The organism is Delftia sp. HK171 (genome assembly GCF_001886655.1).
Lineage (GTDB): Bacteria > Pseudomonadota > Gammaproteobacteria > Burkholderiales > Burkholderiaceae_C > Comamonas > Comamonas acidovorans.
Genome location: NZ_CP018101.1, coordinates 1,322,189 through 1,343,747 on the forward strand (window position 1 = coordinate 1,322,189; position 21,559 = coordinate 1,343,747).

The window sequence follows — 21,559 nt, forward strand, 5'->3', positions numbered from 1 at the left end:
AATGCAGTTTCAAATATTGAAATGCAGTTGCGGCTTTGCGGCGGTGGTCCGCACAATCGCCACGTGCCCCACACCCCCATTGCCCACCAACCCAGGGACTCGCAGGATGTCTGCCGCATCCGCGAGCAGGACCCGTATTTCGCTGGCACGCTGGCCAAGGGGCTGATGATTCTCCAGTGCTTCGTCAGCGACCCGCGCCCGCATGCCAACAGCGAGCTGGCCCGCCGCCTGGGCCTGCCGCGCCCCACTGTGTCCAGGCTGTGCCGCAGCCTGCAGACCATGGGCTACCTGGACCATGACGAGCGGCTGGACCGCTACTTCGTCGGCCCGGCCGCTGTCGCCCTGGGCTACCCCTATGTGATCAATACGCCCTTGCTCGGCCCGCTGCGCCTGCCCATGCAGGCGCTGGCCGACCGTGTGAAGGGGGCGGTGTCGGTGGGCGTGGTCATGGACCTGGATGTGGTCTATCTGGATACCTGCGCCTGGGAGGGCGGCACGCTCAAGCGACCCGGCGTGGGCGCCGTGCGCGGCGTGCTGGAAACGGCCATGGGCCGGGCAGGGCTGGCCCAGCTCGATGCCGGGGAACTGCAGCGCTTCCTGGACCGCGTGCGCAGCCAGCGGCCCGAGGAATATGCGCGCTGCATGGACAACGCCAGCGAAAGCCTGGCGCACTATGCCGCCCGGGGCTTCGCGGTCAACATGGGCGACTCCGGCCTGGGCGTGTGCGCCGTGGGTGCGGCCTCGCGCATCCGCTACGGGTCGCGCCGCCTGCTGTTCAACTGCGCCGTGCCGGGCCTGCGCATGCCGGCCCGCACGCTGATCCGGGATGTGGGCCCCCAGTTGGCGCAGTTGGTGGCCCTGTGCGACCGGCTGCCCGTGGACCGCTGATCTGCGGGCCTGGCGCTTCAGAAAGCGGCCAGCACGATGCCGATGGCCAGCAGCACGCCGAAGGAGATCCAGCCGTTCTTCTGGTCCAGGCCGCCGATCTGGCGCAGCGCCTCTTCGCGCGCAGCGCCCACCAGGCCCCTCTGGTTGATCTGCTGTATGCGCGTGACCAGCCATTGCAGGTAGGTGCGCTTGACCGTGAACGAGATGGCCACCGCGATGCCGAGCACGCGCCCGGCGCCGCCCGTGCCGGGCATCAGCAGATTGATGATCAACAGGGTGATGAAGGCCACCACGGCATAGGCGTAGACGCGGCGCGCAATGGCCCAGGAAACGCCCATGAAGGGAATGGCGGTCCAGCAGGGACTCATGGATGCGAAAAAGCCCTTTTTCCCGCTGACCATGCGCTCCCACAGTGGCCGGTATTTTTCAGCATTCGGGCCGATGGCGGTCTCCATATCGGACCACTCGATTCCAGTCAAGTCCGGCTTGGTGATAAGCAGCGCCTTGAATTGTTCTTTCAATGGAGTGGAATTCGATAGGTTGGGTGTATCGCTCATGGTTTTCCTTGTTGAATGAGGCGGGAGTCCGGGCGGGATGGTCTGGATACCGCAGCAGGCGCTGCGCGAAGGGCTGTTGTCTCGAAAGAGCCCCCCGTTTCTGGACGGGCGCCATTCTATGGGGAGATGTATGGGCAATGGCAAGCCCAATGGGTTGATTTGCAATCGCCAATGAATGAAATCGCCCAAATAAAATACAGTTTTTTACATATCGCATGCCGTGCATTGGAAGATCCCAATCGGCCGGATTGAAGATGTTTTGCCGATGTGATTCGCTTCTTGTCGATTTTTCATTGAGGATTCATCCGGTTGTGCATATCGCGCCGGATACAGCGATCGGGATGGGCCGGCCGCCGGGCGCATTGCATGGGCATGAATGAGTGGTGCGGAACATGGCGAGCCCGCCGGGGCGCAGGACCGGGCGGCGGGGCTGGCAAGGGGGCCCTGGCGGCCTGCCCGCAGGCCGCCCGATAGTCGCCCGATAGCCGAGCGCAATGCCCGTATTGGCCGCAGGGCGCAGCCGCTGCGGGCCTTGCCGCGCGACAATGGCGGTCTAATGTCATCCCCTACTTCTTCCAAACCGTCCCGGCCCGGCGCCGACGAGGCGGCAGCGCCCTCCGCGCGCCCTGTGCTGCGCCGCCCCGAAAAGCCACAGGCCGAGCCGGCTGGCGATGCCCGCCGCCCTTCGGGTGGCGCGGGCAAATCTGCGGGCGCACGCGGCGGCCCGCGCAGTGACCGCAACGACCGCAATGAACGTGGCGGCGACCGTGGCGGCCGCAATGATCGTTACGAGCGCTCCGACCGCCGTGATGGCCCCCCTCGCGGCGATGCCCGCGGTGGGGCACCCCGAGGCGATGCCCGCGGTGCAGCACCCCGCGACGACGCCCGTGACCAGCGCCCGCGCAGCAGCGGTTTCGGCCGTGCCGAGGACCTGGACCGTTCCCAGCCGCGTGGCGACTGGCGCGAACAGGGCGGCGGCGAAAACCGTGCCCCGCGCGAGCAGCGCGACATGCGCGATGCCCGTGATACGCGCGATGCCCGCCCCCCGCGCCCGCCCCGCCCGGACGATCGCCGCGACCGGCCCTATGGCCAGCGCGATGAGCGTCCGCGTGATGGTCAGCGCGATGGCCAGCGTGACGGCCAGCGCGACGGTCCCCGTGACGGCCCGCGTGAAGGTGGTTTCCGCGACCGTCCCCGCGACGACGCTCGCGGCCCCCGCCGTGACGATGCGCGCGGACCGCGCCGCGACGACGCCCGTGGTCCCCGCCGTGATGACGCCCGTGGCCCGCGCCGCGACGAGGCGCCCCAGGCCGAGCCCGCCTACCGTCCGCTCAGCGGCATCCGCACCTACCGTCCCGCCGACGGTGGCGCCAGCCGCGAAATCCCCGTCAAGCGTGCTCCCGAGCCGTTGCAGGAGCAGGTTCCCGGTGGCGTGCGCATCAACAAGCGCCTGGCCGACATGGGCCTGTGCTCGCGCCGCGAGGCCGACGAGTGGGTGGACAAGGGCTGGGTCCGCGTCAACGGCGAACTCGCCGTGATGGGCCAGAACGTGGTGGCGGCTGACCGCATCACCGTCGAGCGCGAGGCGCGCGAGCGCCAGGACCAGCAGGTCACCATCCTGATCCACAAGCCCATGGGCTATGTCAGCGGCCAGGCCGAGGACGGGCACGAGCCCGCCGTGGTCCTGGTCACGCCCCAGAACCACTGGAACCAGGACACCAGCCGCACGCGCTTCAACTTCGCGCAGCTCAAGGGCCTGGCGCCCTGCGGCCGGCTGGACATCGACTCCGTGGGCCTGCTGGTCATGACCCAGGACGGCCGCGTGGCGCGCCAGATCATTGGCGAAGACTCGGAGATGGACAAGGAGTACCTGGTGCGCGTGACCTACGGCGACCGCGACATCGACGTGCAATCCGTGTTCCCGGCCGAACAGCTGGCACGCCTGTGCCATGGCCTGTCGCTGGACGGCGAGGCACTCAAGCCCGCCAAGGTGGACTGGCAGAACCCCGAGCAGCTGCGCTTTGTGCTGACCGAAGGCAAGAAGCGCCAGATCCGCCGCATGTGCGAACTGGTGGGCCTGCGCGTGGTGGGCCTCAAGCGCATCCGCATCGGCCGCGTGACGCTGGGCAACCTGCCTGTGGGCCAGTGGCGCTACCTGGGTGCACACGAGAATTTTTAGCACCCCCTGAGCGGCTGCGCCGCTTCCCCCTCTCTCGCTTCGCGGGAGGGGGACGGCACCCTCGGTGCGGGACGGCCCTTCCTCGGTGCCCCTGATTTGGGCAGCGACGGTTTTGAGCTCGTGTTTAGAATGCGAACCATTCTCAAACGAGCTTCAGCGCTGCGGCACGCCAGTCCGGGGCGCGTCCGTCTTTTCATGCGCGCACCGGCCGATCCCGTACACACCCTCTATGTCGAACACCACGGCTGGCTGCAAGGCTGGCTGCGCCGCAAGCTGGGCAATGTGTTCGAGGCTTCCGATATCGCGCACGACACTTTCGTCAACGTGATCACCTCGGGCATGGCCGGCCGCATCGAGCAGCCGCGCCCCTTTCTGGCCACCGTGGCCCGCCATCTTGTGATCCGCCAGCACCGGCGCCGGCTGCTGGAGCGCGCCTATCTCGACACCCTGGCCCTGTTGCCCGCTGAACTTGCCCCTTCGCCCGAAGAGCGGCTGATCGCCCTCGAATCGCTGCAGGCCGTGGACCAGGCGCTGGACGCGCTGGCGCCCAAGGTGCGCGAGGCCTTCCTGCTGGCCCACCTCGAAGGCCTGAGCTATGCGGACATCGCCACGCGCCTGGGCGTGTCCATGACCAGCGTCAAGCGCTACCTGGCCCAGGGCTATGAGCGCTGCTTCGTGCTGGCGCTGTCCTGATGGCGCCGGTGCCTCCTTCCGATCCTCGGCGCCTGTCCAGCGCCGCGCCGCTACCCGGCAGCAGTATCCAGGCGCCCCAGGCGCTGGGCCGGCCCTTGCCGGCCGGCGTGGCGCGGGCGGCGGCCGGCTGGTTTGCGCTGCTGCAATCGGGCCAGGCCTCGGCCGCCGACCGGGCGCGCTGGCAGCGCTGGCTCGATGAAGACGCCGACCATGGCCGCGCCTGGGCCCATCTGCAGGCCGTCACGGGCGCGCTGACGGGGCTCAACGCCGGTGGCGCGGGCTATCGCAGCCTGTCCGCCGCTCCCCGGGCTGCGCGGCGGCGCCTGCTGGGCCTGTTTGCGGGCCTGGGCACGGCGGCGGGCGCGGGCTGGCTGGCCAGCCGCACGCCGCAGTGGCAGCAGATGGCGGCCGACTACGCCTCGGGCACGCAGCGCCGCCGCTGGACCCTGCCCGACGGCACGGACATGCTGCTGGGCCCCGGCAGCGCCGTGGCCTTGCAGTTCGACGGCAGCGAACGCCGGCTGCGCCTGCTGGCCGGCGAGGCGCTGTTCACCACCGGCCATCCCGCAGGTGCGCTGGGCGATCTGCCCTTTGTGGTGGAGACCGTCCACGGCCGCGTGCGCGCCCTGGGCACGCGCTTCATGGTGCGCAGCAGCCATGCAGGTGCGCGCGTGGCGGTGTTCGAGCGCGCCGTGGAACTGCGCACGGCCGGTACAGGCGCATCCGCACTGCGTCTGCAGGCGGGCGAGGCCATGGACTTCACGCGCACGGGCTGGAGCACGGTGCAGCCGGCCGGCCCTGCGGACGACGCCTGGAGCCGGGGCCAATTGTGGGTGGACAACCAGCGCCTGGACGACTTCCTGGCCGAGCTCAACCGCTACCGCCCCGGCTGGCTGCACGCCGATCCGGCCGTGGCCGGGCTGCGGTTCTCGGGCGTGTTCCCGCTGGACGAAGGCGGCATCGATGGCACGGACGCCGTGCTGGTCATGCTGCCCGGTGCGCTGCCCGTGCAACTGCGCTGGCGCACGCGCTGGTGGGTGGTGGTGGAGCCTGTGCAGGCGCGCGGCTGAGGCTTTTTCTTCCTTTTCGCTTTTTTTTCGCCGGGGGTGACCCGATTTCCCGCGCCGCGCTTCCTTGTTTCCGAGAGCTTTGATTTTCGACATCGGAACACAGGGAGAACCCAGGACCATGCAACCCCTTTTCATGCCCCGCCCCGCGCTGGCGCTGGCCATCGCGCTCATGCCCGCCGCCGTGCTGGCCCAGGCCCAGCGCAGCTATGACGTCGCTGCCGGCCCGCTGGATGCCGCCTTGCGCAGCACGGCCGCCCAGGCCGGCGTGGCCCTGATCTTCACGGCCGATCAGACGGCCGGGCAGCGCAGCGCGGGACTGCGCGGCAGCTACACGGTGGAGGCTGCCTTCGAGGCCCTGCTGGCCGGCACCGCCTGGCAGGCCGTGCGCCAGGCCAGCGGCGCCTATGCGCTGCGGCGGGTGGAGCAGGTGGTGCCCGCTGCCGCTGCAGGCGCCACGCTGGCCACGGTCAACGTGACGGCCGCTGCCGAGCGCAGCGCGGTCTCCGAAGGCACGGGCTCCTACGCCACGCGCCAGTCCAGCACGGCCACACGGCTGGGCCTGTCGCAGCGCGAGACGCCGCAGTCCGTCAGCGTGGTCACGCGCCAGCTCATGGACGACCAGGGCCTGACCAGCCTGCCGGAGGTGCTGGAGAAGACGCCCGGCATTACCGTGGGCCGCAACGACAGCGAGCGCACCACCTTCTACTCGCGCGGCTATGCCATCGAGAATTTCCAGTTCGACGGCGTGCCCAACACCATGGACTCGGCCAACCAGTACACCACCTCGCTGGCCGACAGCGCCATCTATGACCGCGTGGAGGTGGTCAAGGGCGCCACAGGCCTGCTCACGGGCGCGGGCTATCCGTCGGCCGTGGTCAACCTGGTGCGCAAGCGGCCCACCAAGACCTTCCAGGCCTCGGCCGAGGCGGCCATCGGCAGCCATGACCGGTTGCGCGGCGTGGGCGACATCTCCGCTCCCCTGACAGAGGATGGCCGCGTGCGCGCCCGCGTGGTGGCCGTGGCGCAGAACGCCAAGTCCCATGTGGACGACTACAGCCGCAACGTGCGCAGCCTGTACGGCATCATCGAGGCCGACCTGGGTCCGGGCACGGTGGCCAGCCTGGGCATTGACCACATGCAGACGCGCGCCAACGGGGCCAGCTTCGGCCACATCCCGCTGTTCTTCAAGGATGGCAGCCGCACGCATTTCCCCACCTCGCTGAACCCTGCGGCGCGCTGGTCCTACTGGGACAACGACAGCACCAACCTGTTTGCCGAACTCAAGCACAGCTTCGGCAATGGCTGGAAGGCGGACCTGTCGGCCAGCCGGCTGCGCCAGTCGCGCGACGTGGAGGTCGGCGTGGCCGCCCACGGCATGGTGGACCCGGTCAGCGGCCTGGGCATCAACATGCTGTCCAACAAGATTCCCACCGATGCCACCACGCAGGCCGTGAATGCGGCGCTGTCCGGGCCGTTGCAGCTGTTCGGGCGCGAGCATGAGCTGTCGTTCGGCGCCAGCTGGTCGCGCCAGCGTCGGCATGCGCCCGGCTACAGCAACGCCTACGGCCCCGTGGGCAACTACTTCGAGTGGGACGGCCAGGTGCCGCGGCCCGATTTCCAGCTGCGTGACCACCGCATGACGCGCATCGTGGAAAAGGGCGTCTTCGGCGCCGCGCGCCTGCGGCCCACGGACGACCTGTCGGTGATCCTGGGTGCGCGCGTGAGCTGGTACGACATGCTGGACGACACCACGGGCCTGGACGGCAGCTACGGCGTGAACAACGCGCTGCGCGTGGCGCACAAGACCGTGCCCTATGCAGGCGTGGTCTATGACCTGAGCCGCCAGCTGTCGCTGTACGCCAGCCAGACCGATATCTTCAATCCGCAGACCTACTACAAGGACGCAGCCGGCAGCCCGCTGCCACCGCTTACGGGCCGCAGCCGCGAAGTGGGCGTGAAGGGCGAGTTCCTGGACGGCCGGCTCAACGCCTCGCTGGCGCTGTTCCACATCCAGCAACGCAATGCCGCGCAGTACGTCAGCGCCAATCCGGAAACCGGGGAAGAGGTCTATGCGGCCATCGACGGCGTGACCAGCAAAGGCGTGGAGATGGAGGTGTCGGGCAGCATCACGCCGGCCTGGAATATCTACGGCGGCTACACCTACCGTACCTCGCGCGCGCCGGCCCAGCCCGATGTGATCCTCAGCGCCGTCAACACCAACCAGCCGCGCCACCTGTTCAAGCTCAGCACCAGCTACCGGCTGGGCTCGCAATGGACCGTGGGCGGGTGGCTGGCCTGGCAGAGCCTGACCTACTACCAGCAATCCTCCGCCCCCTATGCACGCGCCGACCAGCGCGCCTATGCGCTGGTCGGCCTGATGGCGCGCTACGACGTGGACCGCCAGTGGTCGGTGACGCTGAACGTCAACAACCTGTTCGACAAGACCTATATGCCGGGCCTGGGCTCCTATGGCACGGGCGTGTATGGCGATCCGCGCAATGTGCTGCTGACTGCGCGGTACAGGTTCTGATGCGGCTCCCGGACCGCTCTGTCGTCAGGCCTGCGACCACATCCGCAACAGGTTGTGGTACGTGCCGGACAGCGCGGAAAGAGCGGGGTCGCCCGGGTGGCGCACCGTCAGTTGCTGGATCTGCTGGTCCAGGTCGAACAGGATGCGGCGCTTCTCGTCCGAGGCCACGAGGCTGTGCGTCCAGAAGAAGCTGGCGTAGCGCGTGCCGCGCGTGACGGGGTTGACGCGGTGCAGGCTGGTGCCGGGGTAGACGATGGCGTCGCCTGCGGCCAGCTTCACGCTCTGGTGGCCGAAGGTGTCTTCCACGATCAGCTCGCCGCCTTCGTACTCGTCGGGCTCGCTGAAGAACACGGTGGTGGAGACATCGCTGCGCACCTTGATGGCCGTGCCGGGGATGGTGAAGATGGCGTTGTCTATATGGTTGCCGTAGGTGCCGCCGCCCTCGTAGCGGTTGAAGCGCGGCGGCAGCACCTTCAGCGGCAGGGTGGCCGACATGAACAGCGCGCTGGCCCCCAGCTTGTCGAGGATGAGGTTGCCTATCGCCTGGCCTGCCTGGCTGTCCAGCGGCAGCTGCAGGTTGGCCTTGACCTGGGCTGCCAGAGGGCCGGCCGTGGCGCGGCCGTCCTGCCACGGGGCCTGCTCCAGCGCCTGGCGGCACTGGCGCACTTCGTCGGGGCTGAGCAGGGCGGGTATGCGGAGCATCATGGCAGGCGGTCCTCAGGGGGAATCAATGAGTGTCCCGCAAAAAAGCCCCGCAGGCGGCGATGGCCTGCGGGGCTTTGCGGTGATCTGCGCAGCGTCAAGCCGCTGCGCGGTCGCCCGGGGCGATCAGCAGATCAGTACGTCCACTTGAGCGAGGCCACGGCCGAGCGGCCTGCGGCCATGGTCGCGTAGTGGGGCGAGCGGATGCCGCTGTAGTAGACCTTGTCGCCCAGGTTGTACAGGTTCAGCTGCACGGTCAGGTTGCGGTCGATCTGGTAGGCCACCATGGCGTCGTAGCGCGCATAGCCGCTGGCACCCTTGGTGACGATGCCGCCATCCACGGTGGACAGGATGTAGCTCTGGTTCACACTGCTCTGGGCGTAGATGCCCAGGCCCACGGTCAGCTTTGCCATGGGCTTGTAGCTGGTCCACAGGCTGAAGCTGTGCTTGGGCGTGTTGGGGAAGGGCTGGCCATTGGCCACGCTGCCCGCGCCTGCGTTCTTCTGCTCGCTGTCCATGTAGGTGTAGCCGCCGAAGACGCTCAGGCCCGGCAGCACGCTGCCCGTGAAGCCCAGTTCCACGCCGTTGACCACCTTGTTGCCGCCCATGTAGGTGACGCCGTTTTCGGTGATGCGCGCATTGGTCACGTCGTTGCGGAACAGCGCGGCGGTCAGCGCCAGGCGCTTTTCCATCAGGTCCCACTTGGTGCCCAGCTCGAGCGAGCGGGTCTTCTCGGGAGCGAGGTTGGCCAGCTGGTCGGTGGAGATGCCCAGGTCCTCGTTGCCGTTGCCCAGCATGGAGCCGCCGGGGCGCGAGGAGGTTCCGATGCTGGCGTAGATGCTGCCGTTGGTGGCCGGCTTGTAGACCAGGCCCAGCTGGTAGTTGAACAATGTGTCCGAACGGCTCAGGTCATAGGCCGGCGTGGTGCGGCCGGCGGGGCCGGAGGAGCTGATCTTGTAGTGGTCCATGCGCAGGCCGGCATTGAGCAACCACTGGTCGTTGAACTTCAGCGTGTCGAAGCCGTACAGCGCCACGGTGTCGATCTGGTTGTGGCTGGGGTCGCCCAGCGTCACGGGCAGGTTCCACAGCGGGCTGCTGTCGGGGGTGTTCAGCGAGGCGCACCACAGGCTGGCGGCCGTACAGGTGGTGTTGGTGGTCTGCAGCGCGGCGGTGCGGGACTCGGCCTTTTCCTTGGACAGTTCCAGGCCGAACGAGTAGCTGTGGCCCACGCTGCCGGTCTGGGCCTTGCCCGTGAATTCCGAGAGGTTCTGCAGCGTCTTGATGTCGGCCACGCGTGCATTGCCGCGGCGGAACACATAGCCGTTGACGACATTGCCCTTGCTGTCGTCGGGCTGGGTCCACAGGTAGTCCTGTTCGGTCTTGCTGTAGCGCAGGCTGTTGCGGAACTTCTGGGTGTCGGTGAACTTGTGCTCCACGGTGGCCGTGAACAGGTCGCTCTTTTCCTTTTCGTAGTCGCGGCTGGTCAGGCCGTACCAGTTGTCGCGGTTGTTGCCGTAGGTGGGACGCACCACGCTGCCGCCGCGTAGGCCGGCCGCAGCCGTGCTGCTGTACAGGTAGGGCACGCCGCCATCGGGAATGTTGTCGGTCTGCAGGTGCTGCCAGGACAGCGAGACCTCCGTGGGCGTGCCCATGCCGAAGGTCACCGTGGGTGCAATGCCCCAGCGCTTGTTCTCGGGGCCGCTGCGGCCGGGAACGTCGGCGTCGTGCACCATGGCGTTCAGGCGCAGGCCCACGCCTTCGCCCAGCACGCGGTTGGCGTCGATGGTGGCGCGCCGGTAGCTGTCCGTGCCCAGGCCCACGTCGCCGCTGATGAAGTTCTCGTTCCTGGCCTTCTTGGTCACCAGGTTGATGGAGCCGCCCGCGCCGCCACGGCCTGCATAGGCCGAATCGGCGCCCTTGATGACTTCCACCGCTTCCAGGTTGAACACCTCGCGCGTGCCGGCCGCAATGTCGCGCATGCCGTCCACGAAGGTGCTGGCCTGGGCATCCATGCCGCGGATGAAGGGCTGGTCACCCGAGGGGTTGCCGCCTTCGCCGTTGCCGAAGGTGATGCCGGGCGTGGACCGCAGGGCTTCCTGCAGGCTGGTCGCGCCGGTCTGCTTGATGATTTCCTCGTTGATGACCTGCACCGTCTTGGGCGTGTCCACCAGCGGGGCCGTGAACTTGGCCGAGGAGGCGTTGTCGGTCTTGACGGGCGCTTCGGTCGAAGACGTCACGTTCACGGTGCCCAGCGTGGTGCTGGCCTGCGCAAAGGCCGGGGTGCCAGCAAGGCACAGGGCTGCGGCAAGGGCCAGCTGGGTGAGGTTCGCGGGGGGAGGATTTGTTGGATTTTGCTCATGTTCACTCCGATGAAAGCCCGCGGATTGTTATTGCGAATCACTAGTGTTCGGTTTCTGCTTCGTAAAGTTGGCCGGTTTGTGCCGGGTGAAAGTCATTCGCGTTGCCGCCATGCAACAAACGAAAACCGTGTTTCACCAAAGATTCAATGAAAAAAGCGGCTGTCGCCAGCCGCTTGAGTCTGCTGCGGGGCGCCTGCCGCGCCCGTCCCTGGCCTTATTCGTTGGCCGGGTTGGCCAGCAGGGCCTTGTAGATCACGGCGCCGATCAGCGCACCCACGATGGGGGCCACCCAGAACAGCCACAGTTGCGAGATCGCGATCTCGGGACCGAACAGGGCCGGGCCCGTGCTGCGCGCGGGATTGACCGAGGTATTGGTCACGGGAATCGAGATCAGGTGGATCAGCGTCAGGCACAGGCCGATGGCCAGCCCGCCAAAGCCGGCTGCCGCGCGCTTGGCCGTGGCGCCCAGGATGACCAGGATGAAGAAGGCCGTCATCACCACCTCGGTGACCAGGGCTGCCGTCATGCCGTAGCCGCCCGGCGAATGCGCGCCGTAGCCGTTGGTGGCAAAGCCGCCGATGTCGGCACCGGCCTTGCCCGTGGCGATCACATAGAGGATGGCCGCGCCCGTGATGGCGCCCAGCACCTGAGAGACGATGTAGCCCGGCAGTTCGCTCCAGGCAAAGCGCCCGCCCATGGCCAGACCCACGGAGACGGCCGGGTTGAAGTGCCCGCCCGAGATGGGCCCGAAGGCATAGGCGCCCGTGAGCACCGTTAGGCCGAAGGCCAGCGAGACGCCGACCAGGCCGATGCCCACCTGCGGGAAGGCGGCGGCCAGCACGGCCGCACCGCAGCCGCCCAGGGTCAGCCACAGGGTTCCGAGGAATTCTGCGGACCATTTTTGAACAGAGCTGTGCATGGAAAATCTCCTGAAGCAGGCCCGCCATTGCGCCCGGGCCCTGCGCGCACCGTCCGCCGCACAGCGGAAAGTGGCGCAGTTATAGCCCTGCGCCAGCCCCGCCGTGAGGGCGAAAAAGTGAACAATCGTCCAGAGCCTGCGCCGCCACAGGGGCGGCGGGGTCTTGATAATGCGCTCGCCGGCCCGAGATGAGGGCTGATTTTTTCCCTGTTGTGAACCCATAGGACATAGGACACTGTCTGCATGAGCAAGCAAACCCATTCTTTTCAGGCCGAAGTTGCACAACTGCTGCACCTGGTCACGCATTCGCTGTACTCCAACCCCGAGATCTTCCTGCGCGAGCTGGTTTCCAACGCCTCCGACGCCTGCGACAAGCTGCGCTTCGAGGCGCTCAACGATGCCTCCCTCTATGAGGACCAGCCCAACCTGGAAGTGCGCGTGTCCTTCGACGCCGCTGCCAAGACGCTGACCATTGCCGACACCGGCATCGGCATGAGCGAGCAGGAAGCCATCGACAACCTGGGCACCATCGCCAAGAGCGGCACCAAGGCCTTCATGGACAAGCTGTCGGGCGACCAGAAGTCGGACTCGCAGCTGATCGGCCAGTTCGGCGTGGGCTTTTACTCTGGCTACATCGTGGCCGACAAGATCACCGTGGAAACACGCCGCGCGGGCCTGCCGGCCTCCGAAGGCGTGCGCTGGACCAGCGGCGGCACGGGCGAGTTCGAGGTCGAGCAGATCGAGCGCCCCCAGCGCGGCACCAGCATCACGCTGCACCTGCGCCCCGAGGCCGAGGAGTTCCTCAACGCCTGGAAGATCAAGCAGGTCATCGGCAAGTACTCCGACCACATCAGCCTGCCCATCCTCATGGAAAAAGAGGAGTGGAAGGACGGCGAGAACGACCAGCCCGGCACCATGGAGAAGACGGGCGAGTGGGAGACCATCAACAAGGCCAGCGCGCTGTGGACGCGTCCCAAGAAGGACATCACGGCCGAGCAGTACCAGGACTTCTACAAGGCCATCAGCCACGACTTCGAGAACCCGCTGACCTGGAGCCACAACCGCGTCGAAGGCAACACCGAGTACACGCAGCTGCTGTTCATCCCGGCCAAGGCGCCGTTCGACCTCTACAACCGCGACAAGAAGGCCGGCGTCAAGCTCTACGTCAAGCGCGTCTTCATCATGGATGACGCCGAGGCGCTGATGCCCGGCTACCTGCGCTTCGTCAAGGGCGTGATCGACTCGGCCGACCTGCCGCTGAACGTCAGCCGCGAGCTGCTGCAGGAAAGCCGCGACGTGCGCCTGATCCGCGACGGCTCGACCAAGCGCGTGCTGTCCATGCTGGAAGACCTGGCCAAGCACGATCGCCACGACGCTGCCGCTGACGCGGCGGCCGACGGCGTCACCGACGTGGTCAGCGAAGAGGACAAGGCCAAGGAAGGCAAGTACAGCCAGTTCTACGCCGAGTTCGGCCCCGTGCTCAAGGAAGGCCTGGGCGAGGACTTTGCCAACAAGGAACGCATCGCCAAGCTGCTGCGCTTTTCCTCCACCAGCCAGGACGAGGCCATCGTCTCGCTGGCCGACTACAAGGCCCGCATGAAGGAAGGCCAGGACGCGATCTACTACATCACGGCCGACTCCCTGACCGCAGCCCGCAACAGCCCGCAGCTCGAAGTCTTCCGCAAGAAGGGCATCGAAGTGCTGCTGATGGCCGACCGCGTGGACGAATGGGCCATGGGCTACCTGACCGAATTCGACGGCACGCCGCTGCAGTCCGTGGCCAAGGGCGCCGTGGACCTGGGCAAGCTGCAGGACGAAGAGGAAAAGAAGGCCGCCGAGGAAGCAGCCGAGACCTTCAAGCCCCTGCTGGCCAAGCTCAAGGAAGCGCTCAAGGACAAGGCCGAGGACGTGCGCGTGACCACGCGCCTGGTGGACTCGCCCGCCTGCCTGGTGGTGCAGGACGGCGGCATGAGCCTGCAGCTGGCGCGCCTGCTCAAGCAGGCCGGCCAGCAGGCGCCGGACGCCCGCCCCGTGCTGGAGGTCAACCCCGAGCATCCGCTGGTCAAGAAGCTGGACGGATCGGTGCATTTCCATGACCTGGCCAACATCCTTTTCGACCAGGCCGTGCTGGCCGAAGGCGGCATGCCCGAGGACCCGGCCGCCTACGTCAAGCGCGTGAACGCTCTTCTCGCGTGAGTTCCTCACAAGGATCGCCCAGGCGCATTCCATAGGCCTCAGTGCCTGCTCACTGTCGTGCCAGCGCACGGCAGACAAGCCTTCCAAGCCGGTGCCAGCCAAGCTGCCACCGGCTTTTTCACGTCTGCAATCCGTGAGGAAAACCGGTAGTCGTCGGTGGACTCACGGAAAACTCACAAATTCCTCTAAATACTCACTTTTGTCAAAAATTCCAGATCATATTTACTTTTGGTAATAAAGAACCATCATGCCTCCCTTTGGTGCGTCCGGTTGTCGGCTTTTTGACAGAGCTGTTCCAGCCGGGCACCCCGTGCGTCCGTGCCTGCGGCATTCGGCGCTGTCAACGAAGCAAAAGAGAGGTTTGTATGGCTTTCACGAGAAAGGGCTGGCTGGCGCGTGCGCTGCTGTCCGGCGGCTTGCTGGCAACAGCGGCTGCCGTGGCGGCGCCGGCCGATACCGACATCCTGGTCAACCAGGATGGTCTCTATGACGGACAGGACGCATCGGCAGGGCCTGCCGGTGGCACCTTCACCTATGTGGCCAAGGTCAGGCACAACAACATCGGTCCCGACGCCGTAGGCGTCACCCTGACCGAGGTGCTGCCCGTGGGCGCCGTGTTCCAGGGCTACAGCAGCAGCCCGGGCGGCATCACCTGCACGGCACCGGCTGCCGGCACGGTGCTCACCGCAGGCAACAACACGCTGGTCTGCAACATCGGCAACCTGGCGCCCGCCGACGGCTTCAAGTCCGTGGGCTTCGAGGTCATCCTGCCGACCGTCGGCACCAACTGGCGCGCCGTGGCCAGCGCGCGCATGGCCTCGCCCGACTACGACAACGACCAGAACAACACGCAGCTCGATCGCAACTTCACCACCACCGAGGCCGCCGATCTGGCCATCGCGATGGCGGCTCCCGCCAGCGTCGCCAACGGCGGCGCCTTCCAGTACACCATCGACGTGCAGAACAAGGGCCCATCCGAGGTGCCCGCCGGTGGCCGTACCGTGGTGCGTTTCCCCGTGCCCAACGGCGCCGTGGTCACGGGCGTGCCCTCAGGCAGCGGCTGGAGCTGCACGCCGGCCTCGGGCTATCCGCTGATCTCGGGCGAACTCAGCTGCACGCGCAGCGGCCCCGTGCTGCCGGGCGCCGTGCTGCCTTCCATCTCCGTGCCGGCCATCGCCAACATGAGCGGCACCATTGCCGGCGCTGCCAGCGTCAAGGGCTACACGGACGCCAGCACCGAGATGCCTGACGGCCAGTCCGGCAACAACACCGCCAGCGCCGCCGTGGTCTCCAGCGGCAGCGAGTTCGTGGATGTCTCGCTGCGCAAGCAGGTGGCGCCCACGGTGCTGGATGCGCTGCAGGCGACCGAGGTCACCTACACGCTGCAGCCGCGCCGCGAAGGCGGCTCGCTCGTGCCGCGCGATCTCACCATCACCGACACGTTGCCGGCCGGCGTGACCTTCACGGGCTTCGACGGCAGCACGGCGCCCTGGAACTGCGGCCACAACAGCGGCACCATCACCTGCACCCACGCGGGCGAGTACCCGGTGGCCGGCTACGCCAACATGCAGGCCATCCGCTTCAAGGCCAGCGTGGCTGCGGGTGGAACGCCGGGTGCGCAACTGGTCAACCAGGGCGTGATCGGGGTTCCACCCGAACTCAACGAGCCCAACAAGACCAACAACACCGATAGCGCGGCGGTGAGCTTCAGCAACGATGCGCGGCTGCGCCTCGTCAAGGCCGGCCCCAGCCGCCCGGTGCTGGCGGGTGAGGAGTTCCAGTACACGATCACGGTGACCAACAACGGTCCCATGCCTGTGCTGCCGAATCAGCTGATCACCGTATCCGACACCCCTGCGGACAACCGAATGACCGTCATCGGCATGTCCGGTGCGGGCACCGGCGCGGGGGACTGGACCTGCGCCACCCAAAGCTGCACCTCGACCGCGGGCCTGGCCGTGGGCGCCAGCCGCCGGATCACGGTCAGGGCCAAGGTCACGCTGGCTTCGGGCCATCTGGACTTCACCAACAACGCCTCCGCTGGCGTGATCGGCCGGGACAATGCATCGGCCACCACCTCCGCGACCGTCACCGTGTCTGCCGACAAGGTGGATGTGGGCATCGTCAAGAGCGTGGTCAGCCCCGTGCCGCCGGCTGCCATCAAGAGCGGTGAAGAGGTCACCTACCAGCTGGTGGTGAAGAACCACTCGGCCAGCACGACGGTGACGAATGTCCGCGTGCGCGACGCGCTGCAGTCCCTGGTCAAGCAAATTGACGGCGTGCGTATCGTGGGCGGCAACCCGGTGGACGAGGCCGGCAATCCCGTGCCGTACACCTACCCGGGCGGCGGCTTTGTCTCCAGCCGCATCGTCTCCGGCGCCAACGCCAGCTGCGGCACCCCTTCGGGCGGCGTCAACAGCGAGACGCGCGATCTGACCTGCGACATCTCCTCCATGGCCCCGGAGGCCGAGGTGGTGATCGAGGTCAAGATCCGCCCCAAGCGCGCCACCACCGGCACCTATGCCAACGCGGCCTCGGCCCAGTCCCTGGACATCCATGATGCCGATCCCGGCAACGATTCCTCTACGGCCAGCATCACCGTGCAGGCCATCGCGGAAATCGCGGCGCAAAAGCAGGTCTCGCCCAAGGTGGCGGCTGCGGGCGAGCCGCTGACCTATACGGTCACGGTGCCCAACTACGGCCCCTCGTCGGCCGCCAATGTCACGCTCAAGGACGTGCTGCCTGCAGACGCCATCTTCATCGGCACGCCTACGGTCTCCGGCGGCGGCACCTGCACTCCGGCTGCCACCGATGGCGTGCAGGGCGGAACGCTGGAATGCGCCTGGACCGATCCGCTGGCTGCAGGCGAGCAGTACACCGTGAGCTACAAGATGCGCTCGCGCGGCGATCTGGCGGCCGATACGGAGATCTCCAACACCGTGGCGGTGGACACCACCACCGAGGAGCTGACCAAGGCCAACAACCAGGCCGAGGCCAAGGCCCGGCTCAAGCGTGCCGAGCTGGATGTGAACATCAGCATGCGCCACACTGCAGACGGCCTGGTGCTGGGTGAGGACACCGAATACACCATCACGGTGACCAACTCCGGCCCCTCCTACGCCACCCAGGTGGTCGTGACCGACAAGTTCCCCGCATCGGGCTCCACGGCCACCTTCAGCTACCAGAACGGCCTGGCGTTGGCCGGCATTCCCGGCGCCTCCGCATCCTGGTGCGGCGTGCAGCCGGCGCTGAACGCGACCAGCGGGCCGCTGCAGTGCACCATCCCGGCGCTGGCTCCGGGCCAGAGCATGACCATCAAGTTCAAGATGCGCGCACAGACCCTGCCCGACAAGGCATCGGGCGGCACCATCTACCACGAGGCCTCGGTCAAGCCCTTCGAGACGGAATGGCTGAGCAATGGCGGCGATGTGATCGTCAACAACACCACCACCGACCGCACCTCCACCAGCCGCCAGGGCAATGCCGTGGACCTGGGGATCGGCAAGCAGGGCCCCGCCGGCCCGCTGGACGATGGCGACACGGCCAGCTACACGCTGACCGTCACCAACTACGGCCGCGATCCGCAGTCGCCCGCGGGCGGCTCGGTGACCGACGTGCTGCCCGCCGGGCTGGAGTTCGTCTCGGCCTCGGCAGGCTGCAGCTACGCCAGCGGCACGCGCACCGTGACCTGCAGCGTGCCGCAGCTGGCCCAGGGCGGCACGGCGGTCTTCACGCTGGAGACAAAGCTGGACAAGCCCTACAAGGGCGCCCGCCCGCTGGTCAACTCGGCCACGGTCTCGGTGCCCGGTGACGGCAATCCCGACAACGACAAGAGCACGACCACCACGCCGCTCAAGCCGGGCCCGGACACCACGGCCAGCATCCCCACGCTGTCGCAGTGGGGCCTGATGCTGATGTCGTCCCTGCTGGCGCTGATGGCGCTGGGGACCATGCGCAGGCGCGAGCGTCGGTGATGCGCCCGTGACGACAAGGGCCGGTGGCGTGATTCACGCACCGGCCTTTGTCGTCTTTGAGCGGTCCGAAGATAATGCGAGCCTATAGAGGGACACTGTTTCGCAACTGCCAGGTCGCAAGCCCGGCAACCAACACTCCAAGACCTGCCATGCTGCGCTTCTTTCTGATCTTTCTGGCCATCCAGCTGACGATGTTCGGGCTGAACCTGCTCAGTTGGGTGCAGCAGCACATCGTGCTGCCCTGGACGGCCTTCCTGGCGCACATCTGCGCCTCGCTGGTGACCTGGTTCGACAGCACGGCCTCGGCCACGGGCAAGGTGCTGTGGAACACGGCCACGGGCTTCGGCGTCTCCATCGAGGCCGGCTGCAACGGCCTGGAGGCCTACATCGTGCTGTTTGCCGCCGTGATGGCCTTCCCCTCCTCATGGCGCCAGAAGCTGGCGGGCCTGCTGGCCGGCTTCGTGGCCGTGCAAGCCATCAACGTGCTGCGCGTCATCAGCCTGTTTTACCTGGGCCAGTGGAGCACCACGGCCTTCAACTTCGCGCACGAGTACCTCTGGCAGGCGCTGATCATGCTGGACGTGCTGGTGTTCTGGCTGCTGTGGGTGCGCTGGAGCGGCCGCAAGGCGCCGTCGCAGGATGACGGCGGCCAGCCGCCGCTGCCGCCTGCCGCTGCAGCTTCCGCCGCCGTGGCCGCCTGAGGAGCAGGCCATGATCGGACGCAATCCCATCTCGCGCTTCGCGGCCCTGGCCATGGGCGGCATCGTGGTGCTGACCCTGGCCTGGACGCTGGCGGCCGGCTGGCTGGCCGTGCCGGTGTCCGGCATGAGCAAGTGGGTGCTGGAGAACGCCGCCAACGGCTGGGTGCAGCGCGTGGACCTGGAGACGCCCCGCAACCTGGTCGTCAATTCCTCGGTCCAGGTATCGAACGAGCAGACCGGCTGGCGCCGCGCCGAGGCCATCGTCGAGGTCGATCCCGCCCGCTACGGCTACGGCCTGCCGGTGCTGGTGGCCATGCTGCTGGCGGCCTGGGGTCCGGGCCGGTGGTGGCGCATCCTGGTGGGCTATGTGGCGCTGCTGCCCTTGCAGACCTTCAGCGTGGTCTCGCAGGTGCTGATGCAGCTGTGCCTTGCGGCGCGGCTTGACCTCAACGTGCTGGGCATACAGACATGGCAGCTGGAGGCCATCGTCTACGCCTACCAGATGGGCGGGCTGATGGTGCCCACGCTGTGCCCGGTGCTGCTGTGGCTGGCGCTGGACATGGGCTTTGTGCGCCGCGTGCTGCTGCCGGCCTGGAACCGCAGCCGCGCGCCTGCTGCCGCACCGCAGCCCATGGTGGCACCCAAGCCCTCGGCCTGGCGCCAGACCGATGGCGCGGCCACCTCCACCGGCCATCCGCTGGTGTCTTCCAGCAGCGCGGCCACCCTGCCCAAGGCCAAGGCCACCAGCGGCACGCCGCAGCGCTGAAGGTTATGCGCGGCCGTCTTCAGGCCTGCGCGGGCATGGGCGGCAGCAGGCCGCGCTCGGTGATGAAGTCGATCACCTCGCGCAGGCCCTTGCCGCTTTTCACGCTGCCCATCACATAGGGCTTGTGGGCGCGCATGCGCTGCGTGTCGGCTTCCATGATGGACAGGTTGGCGCCCACGTAGGGCGCCAGGTCGGTCTTGTTGACCACCAGCAGATCGCTCTTGGTGATGCCGGGGCCGCCCTTGCGCGGAATCTTCTCGCCGCCGGCCACGTCGATCACGTAGATGGTCAGGTCCGACAGCTCGGGGCTGAAGGTGGCGGCCAGGTTGTCGCCCCCGCTTTCGATGAAGACGATGTCCGCCTCGGGGAACTGGCGCAGCATGCGGTCCACGGCCTCGAGGTTGATGGAGGCGTCCTCGCGGATGGCCGTGTGCGGGCAGCCGCCGGTTTCCACGCCCATGATGCGCTCGGGCGGCAGGGCCTCGGCCACTGTCAGCAGGCGCTGGTCCTCCTTGGTGTAGATGTCGTTGGTGATGACCACCAGGTCGTAGTGGGCGCGCATGGCCTTGCACAGCATCTCCAGCAGCGTGGTCTTGCCGGAGCCGACAGGGCCGCCGATGCCGACGCGCAGCGGGGGAGTTTCTTGGTGCGGGTGTTCATGGTGGACTTGGGATGAGTGATCAGGACCGGAAGAGCCGGGAGTACTGGTGTTCGTGCCGCGCCTGCAGCACGCTCCATTGGGGCAGCATGGTGTCCAGCCGGGGCGGCGCCTCGCTGGCGCGGCGGCGTGCCTCGCCCACGGCCTGCTCCAGCAGCGGATGCAGGGCCAGCAGCAGGCTCTGGCCCGCCACCTGGCCCAGCGGCACGGCCTTGATGGCGGCGGCCACCTGGTTCTCCAGCCAGGCAAAGCCATAGGCCAGCAGGGCATGGTCCTCGTCGGCATCCACGGCGGCGCAGGCACAGGCAAAGGCCGTGGGATAGGCCAGGCCCGGCCCCTCCACAAGGGCGCCCAGTTGTGCGATGCGGGGCGCAAAGGCCTCGCCGCCCCAGGGCACGGAGCGCAGCAGGCTGTGCAGCGACCAGCCCATCTGCAGCGTCTCGGCACGGGCCTCGCGGCTGTCGCGGCTGGCAATGAACCACTGGTTCCATTCGTGCACTGCCACCTCGTCGCTCGCACTCCAGGCCCGGCGCAGCAGCAGCCACAGCGGCGCCTCGCAGCGTGCAAAGCCGTGGGCCAGCGCATCGGCAATCCAGGTGCGCGCCGTGCCGGCATCCGTGACCAGGCCGTGCTCGATGGCGGCCTCCAGCCCCTGCGAATAGCTGAAGCCGCCCACGGGCAGTTGGGGCGATGCCAGGTGCAGCAGGGCGCACAGCCCCTGTATCGACAGGTCAGCCATGCGGATGGTCGTGGCCGTGCCCGTGTCCGCAGCAGCCTTTGTGATCATGGTCATGGCTGTGGTCGTGGCCATGTTCATGCCCGTGGGAATGATCGTGTGCGTGCCCATGGTCATGCAGCGCATACACGCTCTGCGCCAGCGCCTGGTCCTCGGCAAAGCTGGCGTCATGGCCGTGGCGGTGGCCGCCGCCATAGGCACCGGCCTCGGGCTCGAAGGGCGCATCCACCAGGGCCACCTGCGCGCCCAGGCGCAGCAGCATGTCGTGCAGCACGGGGTCGTTTTCCAGGTGCAGGTGCGTGGGCGTGACCTCCACCGGGATATGCCGGTTGCCCAGATGGTAGGCCGCACGCAGCATGCCCAGCGGCGTGGCCGCCATCACGCGCAACACCGCCTGGGGCGCCGCGCGCACGGCGACCAGACTGCCATCCTCGGCCACCAGCACATCGCCGCCGCGCAGCACGCTGCCGCGCGCCAGCACCACGGCCAGCTCGCGCCCCGTGGAGTCGATGGCCGCAAAGCGGCTCTTCTGGCGCATGTCCCAGTCCAGTTCCAGCGTGGCGGCGCGCCTGACCAGCACGGCGGCAAGGCCGCCGCCCTGGGGCATGTGTTTGTTGACGGTGAGCATGG

16 protein-coding genes are annotated in these 21,559 nt (G+C 67.6%); 9 read left to right on the plus strand and 7 right to left on the minus strand.

What is annotated here, in order from left to right; translation table 11 throughout:
• Positions 1-21 precede the first annotated feature (21 nt).
• Complete coding sequence (locus BO996_RS06015; protein WP_071954265.1) at positions 22-888, plus strand: IclR family transcriptional regulator; 867 nt, start codon at positions 22-24, stop codon at positions 886-888.
• 17 nt (positions 889-905) lie between these two features.
• Here the strand turns inward: BO996_RS06015 and BO996_RS06020 are convergent, their stop codons facing one another.
• The gene (locus BO996_RS06020; protein WP_013804344.1) at positions 906-1,445 is read right to left on the minus strand and encodes a hypothetical protein; all 540 of its coding nucleotides are present in this window, start codon (positions 1,443-1,445) and stop codon (positions 906-908) included.
• Positions 1,446-2,001: 556 nt separating this feature from the next.
• Here BO996_RS06020 and BO996_RS29385 point away from each other — a divergent pair.
• From BO996_RS29385 to BO996_RS06040, 4 genes are all read left to right on the plus strand, one after another.
• Positions 2,002-3,624, plus strand: a complete 1,623-nt coding sequence (locus BO996_RS29385) for a pseudouridine synthase (RefSeq protein ID WP_442856947.1) — start codon at positions 2,002-2,004, stop codon at positions 3,622-3,624.
• Between the two features lie 195 nt (positions 3,625-3,819).
• Positions 3,820-4,317: a sigma-70 family RNA polymerase sigma factor gene (locus BO996_RS06030; protein ID WP_013804342.1), complete on the plus strand. Its 498-nt coding sequence runs from the start codon at positions 3,820-3,822 to the stop codon at positions 4,315-4,317.
• Entirely contained in the window at positions 4,317-5,387 is a 1,071-nt protein-coding gene (locus tag BO996_RS06035) for a FecR domain-containing protein (protein WP_071954266.1), read from the plus strand. The genes BO996_RS06030 and BO996_RS06035 overlap by 1 nt, the downstream gene beginning before the upstream one ends.
• Before the next feature lie 118 nt (positions 5,388-5,505).
• On the plus strand, positions 5,506-7,917 hold the full coding sequence (locus tag BO996_RS06040) for a TonB-dependent siderophore receptor (RefSeq protein ID WP_071954267.1): 2,412 nt from the start codon (positions 5,506-5,508) through the stop codon (positions 7,915-7,917).
• A 24-nt stretch (positions 7,918-7,941) separates the two neighbouring features.
• On the opposite strand, the gene BO996_RS06045 is transcribed toward BO996_RS06040, so the two are convergent.
• The 3 genes from BO996_RS06045 to aqpZ all read right to left on the minus strand — a co-directional run bounded on the left by BO996_RS06045 (position 7,942) and on the right by aqpZ (position 11,898).
• The gene (locus BO996_RS06045) at positions 7,942-8,622 is read right to left on the minus strand and encodes a Fe2+-dependent dioxygenase (RefSeq protein WP_012203103.1); all 681 of its coding nucleotides are present in this window, start codon (positions 8,620-8,622) and stop codon (positions 7,942-7,944) included.
• 131 nt (positions 8,623-8,753) lie between these two features.
• Positions 8,754-10,862 carry a TonB-dependent receptor gene (locus BO996_RS06050; RefSeq protein ID WP_232240469.1) on the minus strand — a complete coding sequence of 703 codons (2,109 nt, stop codon included), beginning with the start codon at positions 10,860-10,862 and terminating at the stop codon, positions 8,754-8,756.
• A gap of 331 nt (positions 10,863-11,193) precedes the next feature.
• Complete coding sequence (gene aqpZ / locus BO996_RS06055; protein WP_012203105.1) at positions 11,194-11,898, minus strand: aquaporin Z; 705 nt, start codon at positions 11,896-11,898, stop codon at positions 11,194-11,196.
• A 243-nt stretch (positions 11,899-12,141) separates the two neighbouring features.
• On the opposite strand from aqpZ, the gene htpG reads away from it, so the two are divergent.
• From htpG to BO996_RS06075, 4 genes are all read left to right on the plus strand, one after another.
• A complete protein-coding gene (gene htpG / locus BO996_RS06060) occupies positions 12,142-14,094 on the plus strand; it encodes a molecular chaperone HtpG (protein ID WP_071954269.1) in 1,953 nt (650 codons plus the stop codon).
• Positions 14,095-14,459: 365 nt separating this feature from the next.
• The gene (locus tag BO996_RS06065; RefSeq protein ID WP_071954270.1) at positions 14,460-18,068 is read left to right on the plus strand and encodes an IPTL-CTERM sorting domain-containing protein; all 3,609 of its coding nucleotides are present in this window, start codon (positions 14,460-14,462) and stop codon (positions 18,066-18,068) included.
• A gap of 149 nt (positions 18,069-18,217) precedes the next feature.
• Positions 18,218-18,769 (plus strand): exosortase H, encoded by a 552-nt coding sequence (xrtH, locus tag BO996_RS06070; protein WP_071954271.1) that lies wholly within the window; start codon positions 18,218-18,220, stop codon positions 18,767-18,769.
• A gap of 10 nt (positions 18,770-18,779) precedes the next feature.
• A complete protein-coding gene (locus tag BO996_RS06075; RefSeq protein WP_012203109.1) occupies positions 18,780-19,535 on the plus strand; it encodes an exosortase H-associated membrane protein in 756 nt (251 codons plus the stop codon).
• Positions 19,536-19,554: 19 nt separating this feature from the next.
• Here BO996_RS06075 and ureG read toward each other — a convergent pair whose 3' ends face one another.
• Genes ureG through ureE form a run of 3 tightly spaced genes read right to left on the minus strand, consistent with a single transcriptional unit; the run spans position 19,555 to position 21,557 of the window.
• Positions 19,555-20,166: an urease accessory protein UreG gene (gene ureG, locus BO996_RS06080; protein WP_156898015.1), complete on the minus strand. Its 612-nt coding sequence runs from the start codon at positions 20,164-20,166 to the stop codon at positions 19,555-19,557.
• A gap of 49 nt (positions 20,167-20,215) precedes the next feature.
• Positions 20,216-20,932, minus strand: a complete 717-nt coding sequence (locus tag BO996_RS06085) for an urease accessory protein UreF (RefSeq protein WP_071957037.1) — start codon at positions 20,930-20,932, stop codon at positions 20,216-20,218.
• On the minus strand, positions 20,925-21,557 hold the full coding sequence (gene ureE, locus BO996_RS06090) for an urease accessory protein UreE (RefSeq protein ID WP_071954272.1): 633 nt from the start codon (positions 21,555-21,557) through the stop codon (positions 20,925-20,927). Before ureE ends, BO996_RS06085 begins: the two co-directional genes overlap by 8 nt.
• Between the last annotated feature and the right edge of the window lie 2 nt (positions 21,558-21,559).